The organism is Anaerotignum sp. (genome assembly GCF_017483025.1).
In the GTDB taxonomy this organism is placed as follows: Bacteria; Bacillota; Clostridia; order Lachnospirales; family Anaerotignaceae; genus Anaerotignum_A.
The window spans coordinates 1-17,492 of record NZ_JAFUMA010000040.1 but is presented as its reverse complement, the minus strand read 5'-3'; the positions used below and the strand labels follow the sequence as shown (position 1 = coordinate 17,492).

The 17,492-nt window shown below is 49.3% G+C and carries 16 protein-coding genes and 1 pseudogene; 4 read left to right on the top strand and 13 right to left on the bottom strand.

The features are described from left to right. The first annotated feature begins 30 nt into the window (after positions 1–30). Positions 31–534, top strand: a complete 504-nt coding sequence (locus IJ369_RS03520) for a ferritin-like domain-containing protein (protein WP_290716039.1) — start codon at positions 31–33, stop codon at positions 532–534. 70 nt (positions 535–604) lie between these two features. Further along, complete coding sequence (locus IJ369_RS03515; protein ID WP_290716037.1) at positions 605–1,015, top strand: HIT family protein; 411 nt, start codon at positions 605–607, stop codon at positions 1,013–1,015. 40 nt (positions 1,016–1,055) lie between these two features. On the opposite strand, the gene IJ369_RS03510 is transcribed toward IJ369_RS03515, so the two are convergent. The 10 genes and pseudogenes from IJ369_RS03510 to tmk all read right to left on the bottom strand — a co-directional run bounded on the left by IJ369_RS03510 (position 1,056) and on the right by tmk (position 11,561). Beyond that, a complete protein-coding gene (locus IJ369_RS03510; RefSeq protein WP_290716035.1) occupies positions 1,056–1,274 on the bottom strand; it encodes a double zinc ribbon domain-containing protein in 219 nt (72 codons plus the stop codon). Between the two features lie 87 nt (positions 1,275–1,361). Next, entirely contained in the window at positions 1,362–5,636 is a 4,275-nt protein-coding gene (locus IJ369_RS03505) for an acyl-CoA dehydratase activase-related protein (protein ID WP_290716071.1), read from the bottom strand. 19 nt (positions 5,637–5,655) lie between these two features. Continuing rightward, on the bottom strand, positions 5,656–6,315 hold the full coding sequence (locus tag IJ369_RS03500; protein ID WP_290716033.1) for a TetR/AcrR family transcriptional regulator: 660 nt from the start codon (positions 6,313–6,315) through the stop codon (positions 5,656–5,658). 286 nt (positions 6,316–6,601) lie between these two features. After that, the gene (locus IJ369_RS03495; protein WP_290716031.1) at positions 6,602–6,988 is read right to left on the bottom strand and encodes a hypothetical protein; all 387 of its coding nucleotides are present in this window, start codon (positions 6,986–6,988) and stop codon (positions 6,602–6,604) included. 34 nt (positions 6,989–7,022) lie between these two features. After that, entirely contained in the window at positions 7,023–7,865 is an 843-nt protein-coding gene (rsmI, locus tag IJ369_RS03490) for a 16S rRNA (cytidine(1402)-2'-O)-methyltransferase (protein WP_290716029.1), read from the bottom strand. 24 nt (positions 7,866–7,889) lie between these two features. Then, complete coding sequence (locus tag IJ369_RS03485; protein ID WP_290716027.1) at positions 7,890–8,645, bottom strand: tRNA1(Val) (adenine(37)-N6)-methyltransferase; 756 nt, start codon at positions 8,643–8,645, stop codon at positions 7,890–7,892. Then, positions 8,635–9,507: pseudogene (locus tag IJ369_RS03475) on the bottom strand (PSP1 domain-containing protein). Before IJ369_RS03475 ends, IJ369_RS03485 begins: the two are co-directional and overlap by 11 nt. Continuing rightward, positions 9,504–10,490: a DNA polymerase III subunit delta' gene (gene holB / locus IJ369_RS03470; RefSeq protein WP_290716025.1), complete on the bottom strand. Its 987-nt coding sequence runs from the start codon at positions 10,488–10,490 to the stop codon at positions 9,504–9,506. Before holB ends, IJ369_RS03475 begins: the two are co-directional and overlap by 4 nt. 93 nt (positions 10,491–10,583) lie before the next feature. Then, on the bottom strand, positions 10,584–10,910 hold the full coding sequence (locus tag IJ369_RS03465) for a cyclic-di-AMP receptor (protein ID WP_290716023.1): 327 nt from the start codon (positions 10,908–10,910) through the stop codon (positions 10,584–10,586). Positions 10,911–10,922: 12 nt separating this feature from the next. After that, positions 10,923–11,561: a dTMP kinase gene (tmk, locus tag IJ369_RS03460; protein WP_290716022.1), complete on the bottom strand. Its 639-nt coding sequence runs from the start codon at positions 11,559–11,561 to the stop codon at positions 10,923–10,925. Positions 11,562–11,909: 348 nt separating this feature from the next. Between tmk and IJ369_RS03455 the strand changes: the two genes are divergently transcribed. Next, on the top strand, positions 11,910–13,469 hold the full coding sequence (locus IJ369_RS03455) for a DUF3794 and LysM peptidoglycan-binding domain-containing protein (RefSeq protein WP_290716021.1): 1,560 nt from the start codon (positions 11,910–11,912) through the stop codon (positions 13,467–13,469). Positions 13,470–13,510: 41 nt separating this feature from the next. Here the strand turns inward: IJ369_RS03455 and lepB are convergent, their stop codons facing one another. From lepB to pfkB, 3 genes are all read right to left on the bottom strand, one after another. Further along, complete coding sequence (gene lepB / locus IJ369_RS03450; RefSeq protein WP_290716020.1) at positions 13,511–14,017, bottom strand: signal peptidase I; 507 nt, start codon at positions 14,015–14,017, stop codon at positions 13,511–13,513. A 112-nt stretch (positions 14,018–14,129) separates the two neighbouring features. After that, positions 14,130–16,007 carry a PTS fructose transporter subunit IIABC gene (locus IJ369_RS03445; RefSeq protein ID WP_290716019.1) on the bottom strand — a complete coding sequence of 626 codons (1,878 nt, stop codon included), beginning with the start codon at positions 16,005–16,007 and terminating at the stop codon, positions 14,130–14,132. Positions 16,008–16,029: 22 nt separating this feature from the next. Further along, positions 16,030–16,959 (bottom strand): 1-phosphofructokinase, encoded by a 930-nt coding sequence (gene pfkB, locus IJ369_RS03440; RefSeq protein ID WP_290716069.1) that lies wholly within the window; start codon positions 16,957–16,959, stop codon positions 16,030–16,032. Between the two features lie 341 nt (positions 16,960–17,300). Here pfkB and IJ369_RS03435 point away from each other — a divergent pair. Further along, positions 17,301–17,492 (top strand): hypothetical protein (locus IJ369_RS03435; protein ID WP_290716018.1); only part of this gene is annotated, 192 nt, incomplete at its 3' end.

The following is a 17,492-nucleotide window of genomic DNA, read 5'->3' as shown; positions in this document are numbered from 1 at the left end:
AATCCAAAAAGAAGAAAAGGAGAACGACCCATGTATCCATATAACGGAAAAACCCAACTCTACGGCACCCGCACCCGCGCCAAGGAGACCGTCATCCAGCCCGACTCTGCCGCCCTTCTTTCCGCCGACAAACGGCTGGAAGATCTGCTGACCCTGGCAAGGCAGGAAGCACGGCAAATGGCCATGAAATATGAATCCCTGCTGAACAGTGTCGGCATGGAAGATTCCAAAGACATCCTGAAAGCCATGTATCTGGATGGGCTGAAGCATCTGCGGCTTTTGCGGGAGGTGGGCTTTACCATTTTCGGCAGCACAGACGAAAATATGCAGAAAATGGAGCCGGAAATGGCCACCGATACCCGCGCCTTGCTGGAAGAGTTGCTTTTTTCAGAAATAGATGATATCAATTTCTATCGGGATCTGCTTTTTGCCATGCCGGAAGAAGACCTTTGGAACGCCTTTTTCGAAATTATCACTGATAAACAGAACCACACCGCCGCTTTGAACCATCTGTATGCAAAATACTTTCGTTAAACCTCTGGGAATGTCTTTTTTTGTGTGATATAATGACTGCAAAAATATCACCAAAGAAAGGAAGATACCCATGAGCGATTGTATTTTTTGCAAGATCATTGCAGGAGATATCCCTTCTGCAACCATATACGAAAATGACGAATTCAAAGTAATTCTGGACAGATTTCCTTCCGGCGAAGGCCATGCCCTGATCCTGCCCAAAAACCACGTGGCAAATATCTTTGAAATCGACCCCGAACAGGCAGGCAGAGCATATGCACTGGCAGCAAAGCTGGCAAGAGCCATGAAGGAAGTGCTGGGCTTTGAACACATGAACATCCTGCAGAACAACGGCACAGTGGCAGGTCAGACAGTGTTCCATTTCCATATCCACCTGATCCCCAGAAGAGAAGGCGATGGCATCAACCTGACATGGACACCTACAGAACCCACAGATGAACAGATCGCAGAAGTAAAAGCAAAACTGGAAAATCTGATTTAAAAACCAAAAGACTCCTTTGCAGGAGTCTTTTTTTCGTGTATCAATCTTTTTTGCCAAAGGCAGTTTTCGCTTCTTCTGTCAGAGCATTCCAGTCAATGCCCATCTGCGCCTGCACCAGCGCATCGCACTGGGGGCAGAAACGGGCATCGGCAGGCACTGCCGCACCGCATTCCGGGCATTGCTGCGCCAGTTTTACACCACAGTATTTGCAGTAGTTGGAATCATCATCAATATTCTTTTTACACTTGAAACAGATCATATCTTCACGCCCCTTCGACGAAAAATTTTTTATAAGTATAACATAAAAAATGCTCTGACAAAAGTCAGAGCATTTTTATCTTATGTATCAGTCTTCGATTTTAAAAGCAACCTGTTCCACGGAGTGGGGTTTTTTCAGTTTCTTATGATCGTTTGCCTTATCGATATTTCTATTGGCGCTTGCCAGCATCAGTTTGATTCTGTTCAGCTGGTTAACTTCAGATGCACCGGGGTCATAGTCGATGGCAACCACATTACTCATAGGATACTGTTTGCGCAGTTCCTTGATAACGCCTTTCCCTACTACGTGGTTAGGCAGACAGCCGAAGGGCTGTGTGCAGACGATATTGGGAACGCCGCTGTGGATCAGTTCGATCATTTCTGCTGTCAGGAACCAGCCTTCACCAGTCTGGTTACACAGGGAAACGATCTTTTCAGCCTGTTCACCCAGGCTTCTGATATCTTCAGGCTTGTCGAAGCGTTTGCTTGCTTCCAGCGCATCCATCATGGGTTTCTGATACCATTCGATGACTTTTGCCACGATATTGCCGATGATGCGGGCTTTTCTTGTGCCGCCCAGATATTTTTCCTTCTGCACCTGGTTATGGCAGCAATACAGCGCAAAGGTCAGCAGGTCGGGAACGACTGCTTCTGCACCTTCTCTTTCCAACAGGTTTACCAGGTCGTTGTTTGCTGTAGGGTGGAATTTAACCAGGATTTCCCCTACGACACCAACACGAGGTTTCTTGATATCCAACAGTTCCAGTTCTTCAAAATCCTTGATGATGTTGCGGATATTTTCTGCGTATGTTTTTCTGTCTGCTTTCAGCAGGTCTTTTCTCAGTTTTTCTACCCATTTCTGGTGCAGGGCATTGGCAGAACCCTTTACCTTTTCATAAGGTCTTGTGCGGTATACCACGCGCATGAACAGGTCACCGTATACCATAGCCTGCATTACGCGATGCAGCAGAGCAGGTTCATACTTGAAGCCGGGGTTCTTTTCCAGACCGGCAGGGTTGATGGAAATTACGGGAATATTGGGCATGCCCATATTCGCCAGAGCCTTACGGATGAAGGCAATATAGTTCGTCGCACGGCAGCCGCCGCCTGTCTGTGTGATCAGAAGGGCTGTACGGTTCAGGTCATATTTGCCGCTCAGCAGCGCATTCAGCAACTGACCAATGGCGATCAGCGCAGGGTAGCATGCGTCGTTGTTTACGTATTTCAGACCGGTTTCGATGGCATGCTTATCCATGGCTTCCATGATCTCGATCTTATAGCCGGCCTTGCGGAAAGCAGGTTCCAGCAGTTCGAAATGGATAGGCGACATCTGAGGGCAAATGATGGTGTACTCCTTCTTCATTTCCTTTGTGAAGAGCACGCGATGCAGGGAAGCGTCGCCTTTTTTGATCTTCACGTTCTTTTCTTTTCTGTCTTCGATAGCAGCGATCAGGGAACGGATACGGATACGGGCTGCGCCCAGGTTATTTACTTCGTCGATCTTCAGGGCTGTATAGATTTTGCCCGCTGCATTCAGGATGGCTTTTACTTCATCTGTCGTTACAGCGTCCAGACCGCAGCCAAAGGAGTTCAGCTGAACAAATTCCAGATCCTTCTGGGTTTTGACGAAGGCTGCAGATTCATACAGTCTGGAGTGGTATGTCCACTGGTCACGAACGATGGTAGGACGTTCCACATGGCCCAGGTGTGCCACGCTGTCTTCTGTCAGAACAGCAATGCGGTAGCCGGCGATCAGTTCGGGGATACCATGGTTGATTTCAGGGTCTGCATGGTAGGGTCTGCCCGCCAGAACGATACCTGTCATACCTCTTTCGCGAATATATGCCAGAGTTTCTTCGCCTTTTTTGCGCATATCATTGCGGAAGTTTTCCCATTCCTTCCAGCCTGCTTCCACAGCAGCCTTGATGTCTTTTGCATCGCAGCCCATGGGAACGAATTCTTCTGTCATACGTTTGATGACGGTTTCGATCTTATCCAGAGAGAGGAAAGGATTCATGAATTTTACATTTCTTTCCTTTAGATCCTCTATGTTATTTTTGATGTTTTCATTATAGGATGCAACGATGGGGCAGTTATAGTTATTATCTGCCGCGTCGCTGTCGCGTCTTTCATAAACGATACCGGGATAGAAGATAAAATCTACGCCCTGATCAATGAGCCACATCACGTGACCGTGTACCAGCTTCGCAGGGTAGCAAACGGATTCACTGGGGATGGATTCCATACCCATTTCGAATACAGCCTTGGAAGAATAAGGAGACAGAACAACTCTGTAGCCCAGTTTTGTAAAGAATGTGTACCAGAAGGGATAATCTTCAAACATATTCAGCACACGGGGAATACCAACAGTGCCCTTCGTTGCCTGTTCTGCTGTCAGGGGTTCGTAGTCGAACAGTCTGTGGCGTTTGTAATCATACAGGTTAGGTGCGGGATCTTCGATCTTCTCTTTACCCAGACCTCTTTCACATCTGTTGCCTGTGATGAAGCGTCTGCCGCCGCTGAACAGATTCACTGTCAGCAGGCAGTGGTTGGTGCAGCCCTGACATCTTGCCATGTTGGACTGTACTTCCAGTGCATTCATTTCTTCACGGCTGATCAGTGTAGTCTGATAGCCTGCGGTGTATTTATCTCTTGCGATCAGACCTGCACCAAAGGCACCCATGATACCTGCGATATCGGGGCGGACAGCCTGTCTGCCGCTGATCATTTCAAAGCTTTTCAGTACTGCGTCGTTGTAGAAGGTACCACCCTGTACGACCATGGATTTACCCATTGCTTTAGGGTCGGAAATTTTGATTACCTTCAGCAGTGCGTTTTTGATAACGGAATATGCCAGACCTGCGGAAATATCTGCAACCTCTGCGCCTTCCTTCTGGGCCTGTTTTACACGGGAGTTCATGAATACCGTACATCTGGAGCCCAGGTCGATGGGGTTCTTTGCGAACAGCGCAACCTTTGCGAAATCCGCTACGGAATAGTTCAGGGATTTTGCGAAGGTTTCAATGAAGGAACCACAGCCGGAGGAGCATGCTTCGTTCAGCAATACGCTGTCGATGACATTATCCTTGATGCGGATACATTTCATATCCTGACCGCCGATATCCAGAATGAAATCAACGTCGGGCTTAAAGAACTGAGCCGCTTTATAATGGGCAACGGTTTCGATATAGCCCAGATCGATCATCAGGGCTTCCTTGATGAGGCCTTCGCCGTAGCCAGTCACGCAGGAATTGCGGATGACAACATCATCAGGCATCAGGTCGTACATTTCATTCAGGCTCTTCATCACAACATTCAGAGGGCTGCCTTCATTGCCTGCATAGAAGGAATACAGCAGGTCGCCGTCTTTGGAAACCAGAGCTACCTTTGTTGTGGTGGAGCCTGCGTCGATGCCCAGGAAAGCGTCCCCATGGTAATTGGAAATGGGGATGCGTTTTACTTTATCTCTGTCGTGGCGTTCTTTAAATGCTTCGTAATCTGCCTCATCTTTAAACAGAGGATCCATACGGGAAACTTCTGCTGTCAGCTCTACGCCTGCTTCCAGTTTTGTCAGCAGGTTATCGAAATCCAGCGTTGCTTCGCCTTTGTTGGAAACAGCTGTGCCGTATGCCGCGAAAAGGTGAGAATTTTCGGGAATGATGGTTGTTTCATCTGTCAGCTTCAGTGTTTCGATGAAACGACCTCTCAATTCAGACAGGAAATGCAGGGGGCCGCCCAGGAAGGCAACATGGCCTCTGATGGGTTTCCCACAGGCCAGACCTGCGATGGTCTGGTTGACAACCGCCTGGAAAATGGAAGCCGCCAGGTCTTCCTTTTTTGCGCCCTCGTTGATGAGGGGCTGGATATCTGTCTTCGCAAATACGCCGCAGCGAGATGCGATGGGATAGATCACCTTATAGTCTTTTGCCAGTTCGTTCAGACCTGTTGCGTCTGTCTGCAGCAGGCTTGCCATCTGGTCGATGAAGGAGCCTGTACCGCCGGCACAAACACCATTCATTCTCTGTTCTACATTGCCGCCTTCGAAATAGATGATCTTGGCATCTTCGCCGCCCAGCTCGATGGCTACATCTGTCTGGGGTGCTGTTGCTTCAACGGCATTGGCTGTCGCTACTACCTCCTGAATGAATTCCACGCCGATGGCCTTTGCCAGAGCAACGCCGCCGCTGCCTGTGATCATGGCAGAGAAGATCGCGTTACCGATCTCTTCCTTGGCTTCCTTCAGGATATCCTTTACTGTTTTTTTGATTTCTGAGAAGTGTCTTCTGTATCTGCTGAATGCAATCTTGTTATCTTCATCGGCCAGAACGACTTTTACTGTTGTGGAACCAATGTCGATACCCATTTTGTATGTATTGTCATTTTTATGATACTGCACTTGTCACACCTCCATCCATATAATTTTTGATCTCTTCTGTGGAAATATCCTTCCACATCTGGTATTGGATCTTTTCATATTTTTCTTCATCATCGATGTCGTCATCCAGCACTTTCAGCGCCAGGATGCCATCCTGCATAGCCAGGATCATGGTGATGTAATTTTCCAAATCGATATTTTTTGTGATTTCTCCGCGGATCTGTCCTCTTTCAAGGATGCGCTTCAGGATCTGCCCCTTCCTGGCATTGAAATCCTTATAATACTCTGCCACTTCGGGGAATTTTTTCATTCCTTCATAAATCAGGAAATAGAAATTACGAAAAGCGATTTTTTTGCCGATCTTCTCCTGATAATTAGAGAAACGCTGGGGCTGGAAAAAGCCGTACCAGAGCAGTTTTCCCGTAGGGGCATCTTTTTTGCTTGCCTCCCACATCTTTTCCATCTCTTCCAGGGGCTGGCTGAAGAAAGGGTGGATATATCTTTCGATGACCCTCTGATCCAGATCTTCCCTGCTCTTGAAGGAATAGTAGAAACCGCCTTTGGTCAGGCCTGCTGCACGAATCAGCTCATTGGTAGAGATCTCGGAAAATCCCTTTTCCAAAAACATGGCAAAAGCCATTTCCAGTATTTCGTTTTCTGTTTTCAAATGGGATTCCTCCTCTCTGTATTTTTCAGACCACTCGGTCTGATACTCATTTTATTATATTCACCATCCCAAAATTTTCAATATTTTCAGCCGTTAAAATCACGTTAAAAACGCATAAATACGGGAAAAACGGTGCATTTGAGGACTTTTTGTCACATCCCCAATATCCTTCTCTTTTTTGCGCAAAAAAAGAATGCGCCGCTGCCACAATCGGATTTACGCTTAGTGGAAGCAACGCATTGTATTTCATTTTATATCATATTTTCCAGAAAATGTAAACAGAATTTTATTCTGCCGCTGAGATTTCAGCGATCTTTTCCAGCTGATGGGCAATGATCTGATTGCCTGTCTTGATGCAGACCAGATTCACCTGATTCAGGCCGATAAATTCCCCTTCGATGATGTTTTTCTGGATCGTCGTCACTCGGATCTTCATTCCTCTTTTGAATTCTCTGCCCTTAAAGGAAAGAACATCAATGGGGAACAGCTCTGCGCAGCGATCCACTGCCTGCCTGTCCAAAGTCTTGATGACGTATGTCTTTTCGCCCTTTTTCTTTCTCTCTTTCCAGCGTGCGATGGTACGATAGATATAGGTGATGACATAAGCCACACTGGCGGCAAACAGATAATGCTGCCAATTCAGCATAGAAAATCCTTCGATCAATCTTTCCATTTGTCATCGCTCCTTTCCTCGGAAAAATTTCCGTTTATTTCTTTAAAACCTGATAAATATCTCTTTTGGAAACGCCGCGGTCTTTCGCCGCCTGCTTCATGGCATCTTTTTCGCTCATGCCCTGATCCAGATAGCGCTGCACATGTTCCTCCACGGAAATGGATTCCCAGCTTTCCATTTCTTCCTGCCGCTGGGCCTCCAGAGAGAAGCCCTCGCAGACCAGAACGAATTCGCCCTTGGGCGGGTTTTCTGTAAAATATCTGATGTGTCCGCCGATGGTATCTCTGCGGACTTCTTCGAATTTCTTCGTCAATTCCCTGGTGGCTGCCATCTGTCTTTCCTCCCCGAAGATGCCCGCCAGTTCTTCCAGGGTATCCGTCAGCCTGTGGGGGGCTTCATAGAAGATCATGGTACGGTGTTCCCGTTCCAGGGTTTTCAGGATGGCTTTTCTTTCCTTCTTGTCAGGGGGCAAAAAGCCTTCGAATACAAATCTTCTCGTATCCAGACCACTCAACACCAGCGCCACCACTGCCGCAGACGCACCGGGGGCTACGGTCACAGGCACGCCTGCATCATAGCACAGCTTCACCAGATCAGCGCCAGGGTCGGAAATGCCGGGCATGCCCGCATCCGTCACCAGGGCGATGCTTTCCCCTGCCAGCATGCGTTCCACCAGCACAGGCCCTTTTGTCACCTTATTATGCTCATGGTAGCTGGTCATAGGGGTCTTGATCTCGAAGTGGTTCAATAATTTCAATGTATTGCGGGTATCCTCCGCAGCGATCACATCCACGCTTTCCATCAGCTTCAGAACGCGCAATGTGATATCGTCCAGATTGCCGATGGGCGTGGCGCAAAGATATAATGTCCCTGCCATAATTCTATATAAACAGTCGTAAGTTTACGCCTGTCCCTTTCCATAATAGATTTCGTAAATTTCTTCGGTGTATTCATTGGGCGCTTTATAGATGACCAGTGGTGCGTCTACCTTCACCCAGGGCTTGCCACCCCTTGCCGCTTCTACCAGAACCATAGTAGGTTCCTTATCCGCATAGGGCTGCACGAAACGGATGCGTTTGGGCTCCAGTTTATACTGTCTCAGGAGAACCATGATATCCGTCAGACGATGGGGTCTGTGAATCATGTAAAATCTACCCAGAGGTTTCAGGGTCTTCGCTGCCGCAGCCACCACATCCTCCAGAGAACAGAGGATTTCATGACGGGCAATGGCCTTCGCCTCGAAGGGATTCACCAGACCGCCGCCCTCGTTCATGTAAGGGGGATTGGATGTGACAACATCAAAGGTGGAGCCGCCGAAAATCTGCACTGCTTCCTTGATATCGCCCTCTTTGATTTCGACTTTTTCTTCCAGTTCGTTCATCAGAACGCTGCGGTTCGCCATTTCTGCGCTTTCCGTCTGAATTTCCAGCCCTGTGAAATGCTCACCTTTGGTCTTTGCCGCCAGCAGGATGGGGATGATGCCTGTGCCGGTGCCTAAATCCAGCACGGTTTCGCCCTTTTTCACCTTGGCAAAGCCCGCCAGAATGACTGCATCCACGCCGAAGCAGAACCGTTTCGGGTCCTGAATGATAAGATGTCCGTCCCGATGGAGGTCATCTACCCTTTCATGGGGATGGATGGTGATATCAGTCCTCATATGCTTTCAGTTCCTCCGGAATAGGTTCCTGTTTGCGTTTTTTCTTGGAACGGATCAGTTTGATCTCATCTACATGATAGAAACCGATGGTGGGTGGATCGTTTTCCGCTTTTCTCACCGCCGCCTTCACCTGCTGCATCAGCACGTTTGTGGAGAGGATTTCCCCTGTGCCATCGGGCGTGGAGATGATATCGCCAACGCGGGGCAGTTTTTTATTCAGTTCTTCGTAAACATCTTCTTCATATTTCAGTCAGCACATCAGTCTGCCGCAGATGCCGCTGATCTTTGTAGGGTTCAGGGACAGATTCTGTTCCTTCGCCATTTTGATGGATACAGGCTGGAAATCGCCCAGGAATGTGGCGCAGCAAAGAGGTCTGCCACAGATACCGATGCCGTTGAGCATCTTCGCTTCGTCACGGACGCCGATCTGTCTCAATTCGATGCGCATGCGGAACACTGCCGCCAGTTCCTTTACCAGTTCACGGAAGTCTACTCTGCCGTCGGAGGTAAAGTAGAAGATCAGTTTATTTCTGTCGAAAGTCATTTCCACGTCTACCAGCTTCATATCCAAGCCCAGGCGGACGATTTTTTCCAAACAGATATCGAAGGCTTCGCTTTCTTTTTTGCGGTTGTTTTCCACTGTTTTTGCGTCATCCTTCGTTGCCTTTCGCATCACCTGTTTCAGAGGGGACACGATGGCTTCTTCGGGCACCATGGTATTGCCTTTGATTACAGTGCCATATTCCACGCCTCTCGCGGTTTCCACGATGGCGCCGTCTTCTTTTTCCAGTTTCAGGCCTGCGGGGTCAAAATAATACATCTTGCCCGCTTTTTTGAAACGGATGCCAACTACTTCTATCATTCGCTAGTCTCCTTTAAGTCCATCAGCATGACCTCTATGGTCAGCCGAAAATTTGCATTCATTGCCAGCCGCTGTCTTGCCGTACGCACAGCGGCCGCTTTTTTCGCCAGTCTTTCCGCAGGCTCCTTCGCCCCTCGGAAAATGGCATCTTTCTTATCTTTCTGGATGAGGTATCTTTCCTCCCGCAGGCTTTTCGCCGCCAGAAGATCCCGATACCACAATTCCATAATATCCAAAAACCGCAGGTCGTTTTTATAGACCTCCAGATCTTTTGCAAGCAAATAGGCCTCGCCTTCGCTCATGGAAGGCAAAGCTTCCAGTTTCCCCAGGATATCCTGACGCATATCCCGAAAGGATTCATCCTCCATCAATTCCAGCGCCTGACCGATGCGCCCCTGAGCATATGCCGCCAGGGTATGGCTTTCTTCTTCCGAAAGGAAGGCCTTTTTCGTCAGGTATTCTGCAATGGTATCCGCGGAAAGGGGGCGAATTTTCATCGTCACCACGCGGGAAAGGATGGTCTGCAAAAATGCCTCTGCCCGTTCCGCCAGAAGCAGGAACACAGCATGGGCAGGCGGTTCTTCCAGGGTTTTCAGCAGGGCGTTTTGCGCCTGCACGTTCATGGTATCCGCCTTTTCGATAATATAAATTTTTTTGTCATAATGATACGGCTTCAAATCCACCGTTTCCAGAATCTGTTCCCGGATATCGTCCACAAGGAGATTTTTCTTTTCCCCTCTTACGTAAATGATATCGGGATGGTTGCCGTTGTCAAAGGATTGACAGCTGCGGCATATTCCGCAGGGTTTCTCCCCTGGGCTTTCACATTGCAGGGCTTTGGCAAAGGTATTGGCAATCAGCCGTTTCCCTGCCCCTGCGCCCCCCAAGAAAAGATAGGCGTGGGAAGATTTTCCGCCGGCGGCAGCCCGCTTCAGCTGTTCCACCAGGGGCGCATTTCCCCAGATCTCCTGAAATGTATACAAATCCGCCCGCTCCTTTCTTAGTTCTTTCAATATAAACCTAAAGTCTTTGGCCGAGATTTTTTGCTGCGCAAAAAAACGCTAACTCTCGCCGCTTCAGAATTTATGGAACTGTTCCACATCCAGCACAAATACTGTCGCGCCGCCGACCTTCACTTCGATGGGCGCCAGGATAAAGCCATGCATCGCGCCTACGGAAGAGGGCAGTGTCGCATACTGGGTACGCGCTTTGCTGTTTTCTTCGATGATCTTCAGCGCTTCATCCACTCTGGCATCTTCCACACCAGTCATAATGGTAGTATTGCCTGCGCGGAGGAAACCACCCTTTGTAGACAGTCTGGTTACCTGAAATTTTTCTTCATTCAGATGGGAGATCACTTCGCCCGCGTCTTCATCCTGAATGATGGCAATGATGAGTTTCATAAAAGCCCCTCCTTATTTTGTGGCCACAAAGCCGAATACTCTGTCTAAGTGTTTTTTGATATCAGCGAAAACTTCTTCGGCGGGTCTATCTGCGTCGATATCAGCGATACGTCCGTTGCTTTCCTTCACAAGAGAGAGATAGCCTTCGTAGACCTTTTCATGGAAGGCCGCCTTTTCCTGTTCCAGGCGGTCTAATTCGTGTCCGTCCTGATTATTTTTCCGCGCCATGCCCGCTGCAGGGGTGATGTTAAGGAAAATCGTCAGATCGGGTTCTTTGCCGCCGGTGGCGATGCGGTTCACTTCTGCCACCATGCCGCCCAAGCCTCTGCCGAAAGCCTGATAGGCGATGCTGGAATCGGTGAAACGATCGGAAAGCACGGTTTTGCCTGCTGCCAAAGCGGGAAGGATCTTTTCTTCCACATGCTGGGCACGGGATGCGGCGTAAAGCAGCATTTCCGCTCTGCCCGTCAGGGCTTTGTTGGCAGGGTCAAGGATCAGTTCCCTGATTTTTTCTGCCACAGGCGTGCCGCCGGGTTCTCTGGTCAGGATGACTTCCTGCCCCTGTTCCCGTAAGTATGCTTCTATTTTTTTGATCTGTGTGGATTTGCCGCTGCCGTCGCCGCCTTCCACGGAAATAAAATAGCCTTTCATAAAGACACCTCTGTGCGAAAAATACATCTGAAACTTTTCCTGCGCAAAAGGAGAGCCGAAAAATGGGTACACCTTTGCTAATTGTATATTATAACACATCACTTCTCTATACGCAAAGGGGTTGCACAGAAAATCCTATGTTCTCGCTCTAAATTCACATTCTCGATTTCCAAGAAATCAAACTTGCGCCCATTCGGCGCAATCTCGAAAGCCCCCGAAGCCATCAGACTTCAGATAAAACCACCAAAACCCCCTTTTCGAGAACCTTTTCTGCATATCCCCCATTCTCCCTCATATACTTGCATAGAGACAAAGTGTGGAAATCTATGGATGAACAGGAGGGTTTTTATGCCGTTGACATTGGCGAAAGAAACGATGGATATGAACTGGAAGGACACAGCCACAAAGCAGTCCTCTCAGATTTTACTGGAAGGAGACATGATCGTGCCCGACAGCAAGCCTGATCTGCAGGAAATTTTACGCTGCGAAGGGAAAGTGAAAATTCGGGAAAAGCGCATTGCGGACGACCGCCTTTCCTTTTCCGGGGAGATGGAGGTCTCTGTGCTGTACCGGGCAAAGAATGGGGAACGCCCCCTCTATGCCATGCAGGCCAGTCTGCCTCTGGAAGATTTTTTACATATGGATGGACTGGAAAAGGACATGGATGTAAAACTGGAAACAGAACTGGAACATCTGGACTGCCAGATCATCAATGACAGAAAGATCGGCGTAAAAGCAGTCATTCAGGTGATGGCAGAAGCAAAACGCCAGAATCATGCAGAAATTTTGAGCGGCGTAACAGGGGAAGGCATCGAATGTCTGAAAGGGACTCTGCGGATGGAACGGGACACAGCGACCCTGAAAGACCGCTTCACCGTGAAAGAGGATTTGAACCTCTCCGCATCCAAGCCTGAAATTGCCGACGTTCTCTGGGAAAGCATCGACCTGACAGAGCAGGATATGCGGGCCATGGATGGAAAAGTCATGGTGCGGGGAAACCTGAAGATCTGTATGCTTTATTGCGATGGAGAAGGAAATCTGGGCAGCTTCTGCGAGAAAATTCCCTTCAACGGCTACCTGGAGGGAGAAACTATCGAGCCGAAAACGGAACTGAATGGTAGTCTGACCATCGAAGAAGCCAGACTGACCCCTGCGGCCGACGAGGACGGCGAAGCCAGACAGGTGGCTGTAGATGTGACCATCGGGGCAGAAATGAACGGCAAAGAGATGGTGGAACAGGAGATTTTGCAGGATGCCTATGCGCCCAATGGCGCAGTCACCCTGGAAAAAGAGACTATCACCTACCCCATCACCGTAGGCAGCGGAAAAAATCAGTTCATCGTAAAAGAGCGCATCCAGCTGGAAAACGGCGAAATGCCCATGCTGCGGGCGGAAGAGGTCTGGGGGAATGTCAGCCTTTCCGAAGCACGGACAGTAGTGGATAATGTGGAAGCGGAAGGCGTTCTGACGGCGGATATCCTTTACTATTGTGAGGATGACGAAATGCCCGTGTGCATGCTGCAGAGGGGCATTCCCTTCGGGCAGATGATGGAGCTGCGGGGCGTGGCAGAAGGCGACGAAGCAGATGTGACCCTGCGGCTGGATGATATTGATTTCCAGATGCTTTCCGAACGGGAAGGGGAACTGCGGGCCACGGTGACCATGGAAACCGTTGTGACACGGATGGAAACGGCAGAAACGGTAACAGATATCACCATGGACGAAGAAACAGCACGACAGCCTATGGCAGGCGCAGTCATCTATATGGTGCAGAAGGGAGACTCCCTCTGGAAGATCGCCAAAAGATACCGTACCACGGTGAACGATATCCTGGCAGTGAATGATATCGAAAACCCTGACCTGATCTATCCGGGGCAGAAATTGCTCATCATCAAAATGGTAAGATAAAAAGAAAGACATAACCTTTCCCGGTTATGTCTTTTTCTTTTTTATCCGATTTTACCCAATTCCCCAAAAGGATAGATGCGGAAAAACACCTTTCCCTTCAGATCGTCGCAGGGGATGGCCCCCATATTGCGGCTGTCGAAGCTGGTCTGGCGGTTATCCCCCATGACGAATACCGTATCCCTTGGTACCTTCATATCTACCAGACCTTCCGTTTTCCCCTCCACATAGTCCTCCTGCAATATTTCTCCATTCACTTCCACGCCGCCATCCTCCAAAATACGGATGGTATCCCCTTCCGTGGCAATGATGCGTTTTACCACCGTCTTGCTGCCATCGGCATCGTAATAGTGGAACATGACAATATCTCCCTTTTCATAATGCCCCTGCATCGCCGCAAAACGATTCATCAGCACGATCTCACCATCGCCCATGGTCGGTTCCATGGAACTGCCCATGAGCCGCATGGGCCAGCAGAAAAAGAACAGCACGACGATGATAACCGCCGCCCGCAGGATGGCTTTTCCCCATTCTTGTAAATTTTCGTTCAATTATTTCACAACCTTGCTCTTTTTTTCAATCCAAGGCATTTTTTACATGCCACTGATACAAGTATACGGGATTCGACAAAAAGGCGCAAGGTTATTTCTATGGTAATTTATTTCAAACTGTCTGCGGTTCGTTCTTTTTCAGCAGGCCAAGCATCAGCATCCCCGCAATGGCTCCAACGACTACTGCCGCCAGAAAGCCGAAGGGATTCGTAATAACAGGCAGAACAAAAACGCCGCCATGGGGCGCCCGCAAAGCACAGCGGAAAAACATGCTCAGCCCGCCTGCCACCGCAGAGCCCACCACACAGGAAGGGATGACCCGCAAAGGGTCTGCCGCCGCAAAGGGAATGGCACCTTCCGTAATGAAGCATGCCCCCATGATAAGATTCGCTACGCCGGACTGTCTATCTTTTGCACTGAATTTCTTTTTGAAAACCATGACTGCCAGAGCCAGCGCCAACGGAGGCACCATGCCCCCTGCCATGACTGCCGCCATGATCTGAAATTCATCGCTGGCCAGAGAAGCCGTGCCGAATACATAGGCTGCCTTATTGATGGGGCCGCCCATATCCACACTCATCATGCCCCCCAGAACGATGCCCAGCAGCACACGGCTGGTTGTGCCCATCCGCGCCAGAAAATCATACAGGGCCTCATTCAGCCACGCCACGGGAGGATTAATAACGATCTGAATCAATGCGCCGATCAGGAACGTACCAAGCACAGGGTATAGCAAAATGGGCTTAATACCCTCCAGAGAACGAGGCAGTTTATCGAAAATTTTTCTCAGTAATAAAATCAGATAGCCTGCCGCAAAGCCCGCCAGCAACGCTCCAAGGAAGCCGCTGCCGCCGCTATTGGCCAGAAACCCGCCCACAAATCCGGGAGCCAGCGCAGGCCTGTCCCCAATACTCATGGCGATATAACCCGCCAGAACGGGCATCATAAAACCAAAGGCTGCATCCCCGATGCGCTTGAAGAAAGCCGCCTGGGGCAGATTGGAACCGAAATTGGCAGGGTCGATGCTGTAATCATCCAGCAAAAAGGCCAAGGCGATCAGAATGCCACCGCCGATAACAAAGGGCAGCATATGGGAAACGCCGTTCATCAAATCACGATAGATCTTTTTGCCCGTGCCGCCCTTTTCTTCTCTGCCATCGGCCATTTCCACGTCTTTTCCTGCGCCGAACAGCGGCGCTTCCCCCTGCATGATCTTGCTCAGAAGCACATCCGGCTTGCGGATGCCGTCCGCCACGGGCACCTGCAGCACCTTTTTCCCGTTGAAACGAGCCATTTCCACGTTTTTATCCGCCGCAACGATGATGCCTTTGGCTTCTTCGATCTCCTCTGCCGTCAGCACGTTTTTCGCCCCGCCGCTGCCATTAGTTTCCACCTTGATGGTGATGCCCATTTCTCTGGCCTTGTTTTCCAGGCTTTCCGCCGCCATAAAAGTATGGGCAATGCCTGTAGGGCAGGCCGTCACGGCTAAAACATCATAGCCGTATTTTTCTTCTTCCTGTGGCTTTTCAAAGCGTTTTTCTTCTTCTCGAGAAATAATTTCCAGAAACGCAGAAGGATTTTTCGCCTCCATCAGCTTCTTTCGAAAATCCTCATCCATCAGCATAGCCGCCAGCCGTTCCAGTACCTCCAGATGAAAATTCGCTCCATTTTCGGGTACGGCGATCATAAACAGCAAATGAGCATCCTGCCCATCGGCGCTTTCGAAATCCACCCCTTCGGGAACGACCATAGCCGCCAGGGCCGCTTTTTTCACAGCGCTGCTCTTCCCATGGGGAATGGCGATACCCTCGCCTATGCCTGTGGTGGAAAGTTTTTCTCTTTCCAAAATCGCCTGTTTGAATTTCCCTTTATCCTTCAGATTGCCGCTTTTCGCCAGCAGCTCCACCAGATGGTCGATGGCAGCATTTTTGTTTCTCGGCTTCTTCCCAATGGCAATGCTTTCTTTTTGCAGCAGTTCGGAAATCCTCATATTGACCTCTTTCTGCAGCGAGTCAATCGTCTGCTTCGCTGCTGATTTTTATTTTTTCGTCATATAATCTTCGAATTTCTTCCCCCGTTGCCAATGTTTCACAAAAGGCGCTGGCGCTCCCCGCCGCAACGCCCCATCGCAAGGCTTCTTTATAGCTGCCCGTTTTCAGCCAGCCTGCCACAAAGCCGCCTACCATGGAATCCCCCGCCCCCACGGAATTGATTACCTTGCCTCTGGGCGCTTCGCCGAATAAAACATCCCCGTCGGAAGTCAGCAGAACTGCCCCTTCCGCCGCCAGAGAAATGAGGACATTTTTCGCCCCCATCTCCTGCAGCCGTTTTCCCTGGGCAATGATCTCTTCACGGGTAAAAAGCCTGCTCTGGGCCAGTTCTTCCAACTCCTGATGATTCGGCTTGATAAGAAAAGGCTCATAGCGTAAGGTTTTCAGCAGCACTTCCCCCGTGGCGTCTACCACTGTGTAAATGCCCCTGCCTTCCAGCAGGTCTAAAATCTTTTCATAAAAATCCCTGGGCAAAGATGGAGGCACGCTACCGGAAATAATGAGCATATCCCCCTTCTGCAGGGTATTGATCTTTTCGAAAAGCTGCTCCATGGCAGCCTGATCCACCGCAGGGCCGCCGCCGTTGATCTCGCTTTCCTCCTGCCCTTTCAGCTTCACATTGATGCGGGTAAAGCCTTTCGCCAGACGCACGAAATCCGTCTTGCATCCCTGCTCCTTCAGGTCTGCTTCAATAAAATCCCCCGTGAAGCCCGCCAGAAAGCCCAGGGCGCGGTTATTTACCCCCAGATTCTGCAGGATGATGGCAACATTGATGCCTTTCCCACCGGAAAAGACCGCCTCTCCCATGGCACGATTCACCATTCCCGGGCGAAATTCACCCATCTGCACCACATAATCCACCGAAGGATTCACTGTCAGTGTGTAAATCAAATCCATCCCTCCGTTTCCTAAATTGAGGTTAGTATATCCATTTTCTTTTGGAATATCAAGAAAAAGGCCTGCGCCAATTGACGCAAGCCTCGATTATTTTTTACTGCATTCTGTTATTTACTACTGTTACTGTGGACCGTCCCAGCCCATATCATAGCCAAAGCAACCCAATGTCAGGATACCTTTCAAAATCAGTGCCATTCTCTTTTTATAGGAAACCCTCTGTTTTATAGACATTTATCCATGTCCGCGATACAATTATTGTAGCAAACAGTGATTCCATTTGCGAGAGATGCCCTTTAGTATCTCCGCGTTTCCATATTAAAAAAAGGAGCAGTTTTATGAAAATCGAACAATTTGTTATGGCATATCGCGTGGAACAGGATCGTCTCCGCGCTATGCTGCCGGAAGGTTTTATATCTCTCAGACCTGTGCTCCGCATCAATGCAGAAATCCGCATAGAGAAACAGAATACTGTGTATTTGGAATTGAATACACCTGTAGAAGGCTTTGGCAAACGTGGTTGGCTGAAT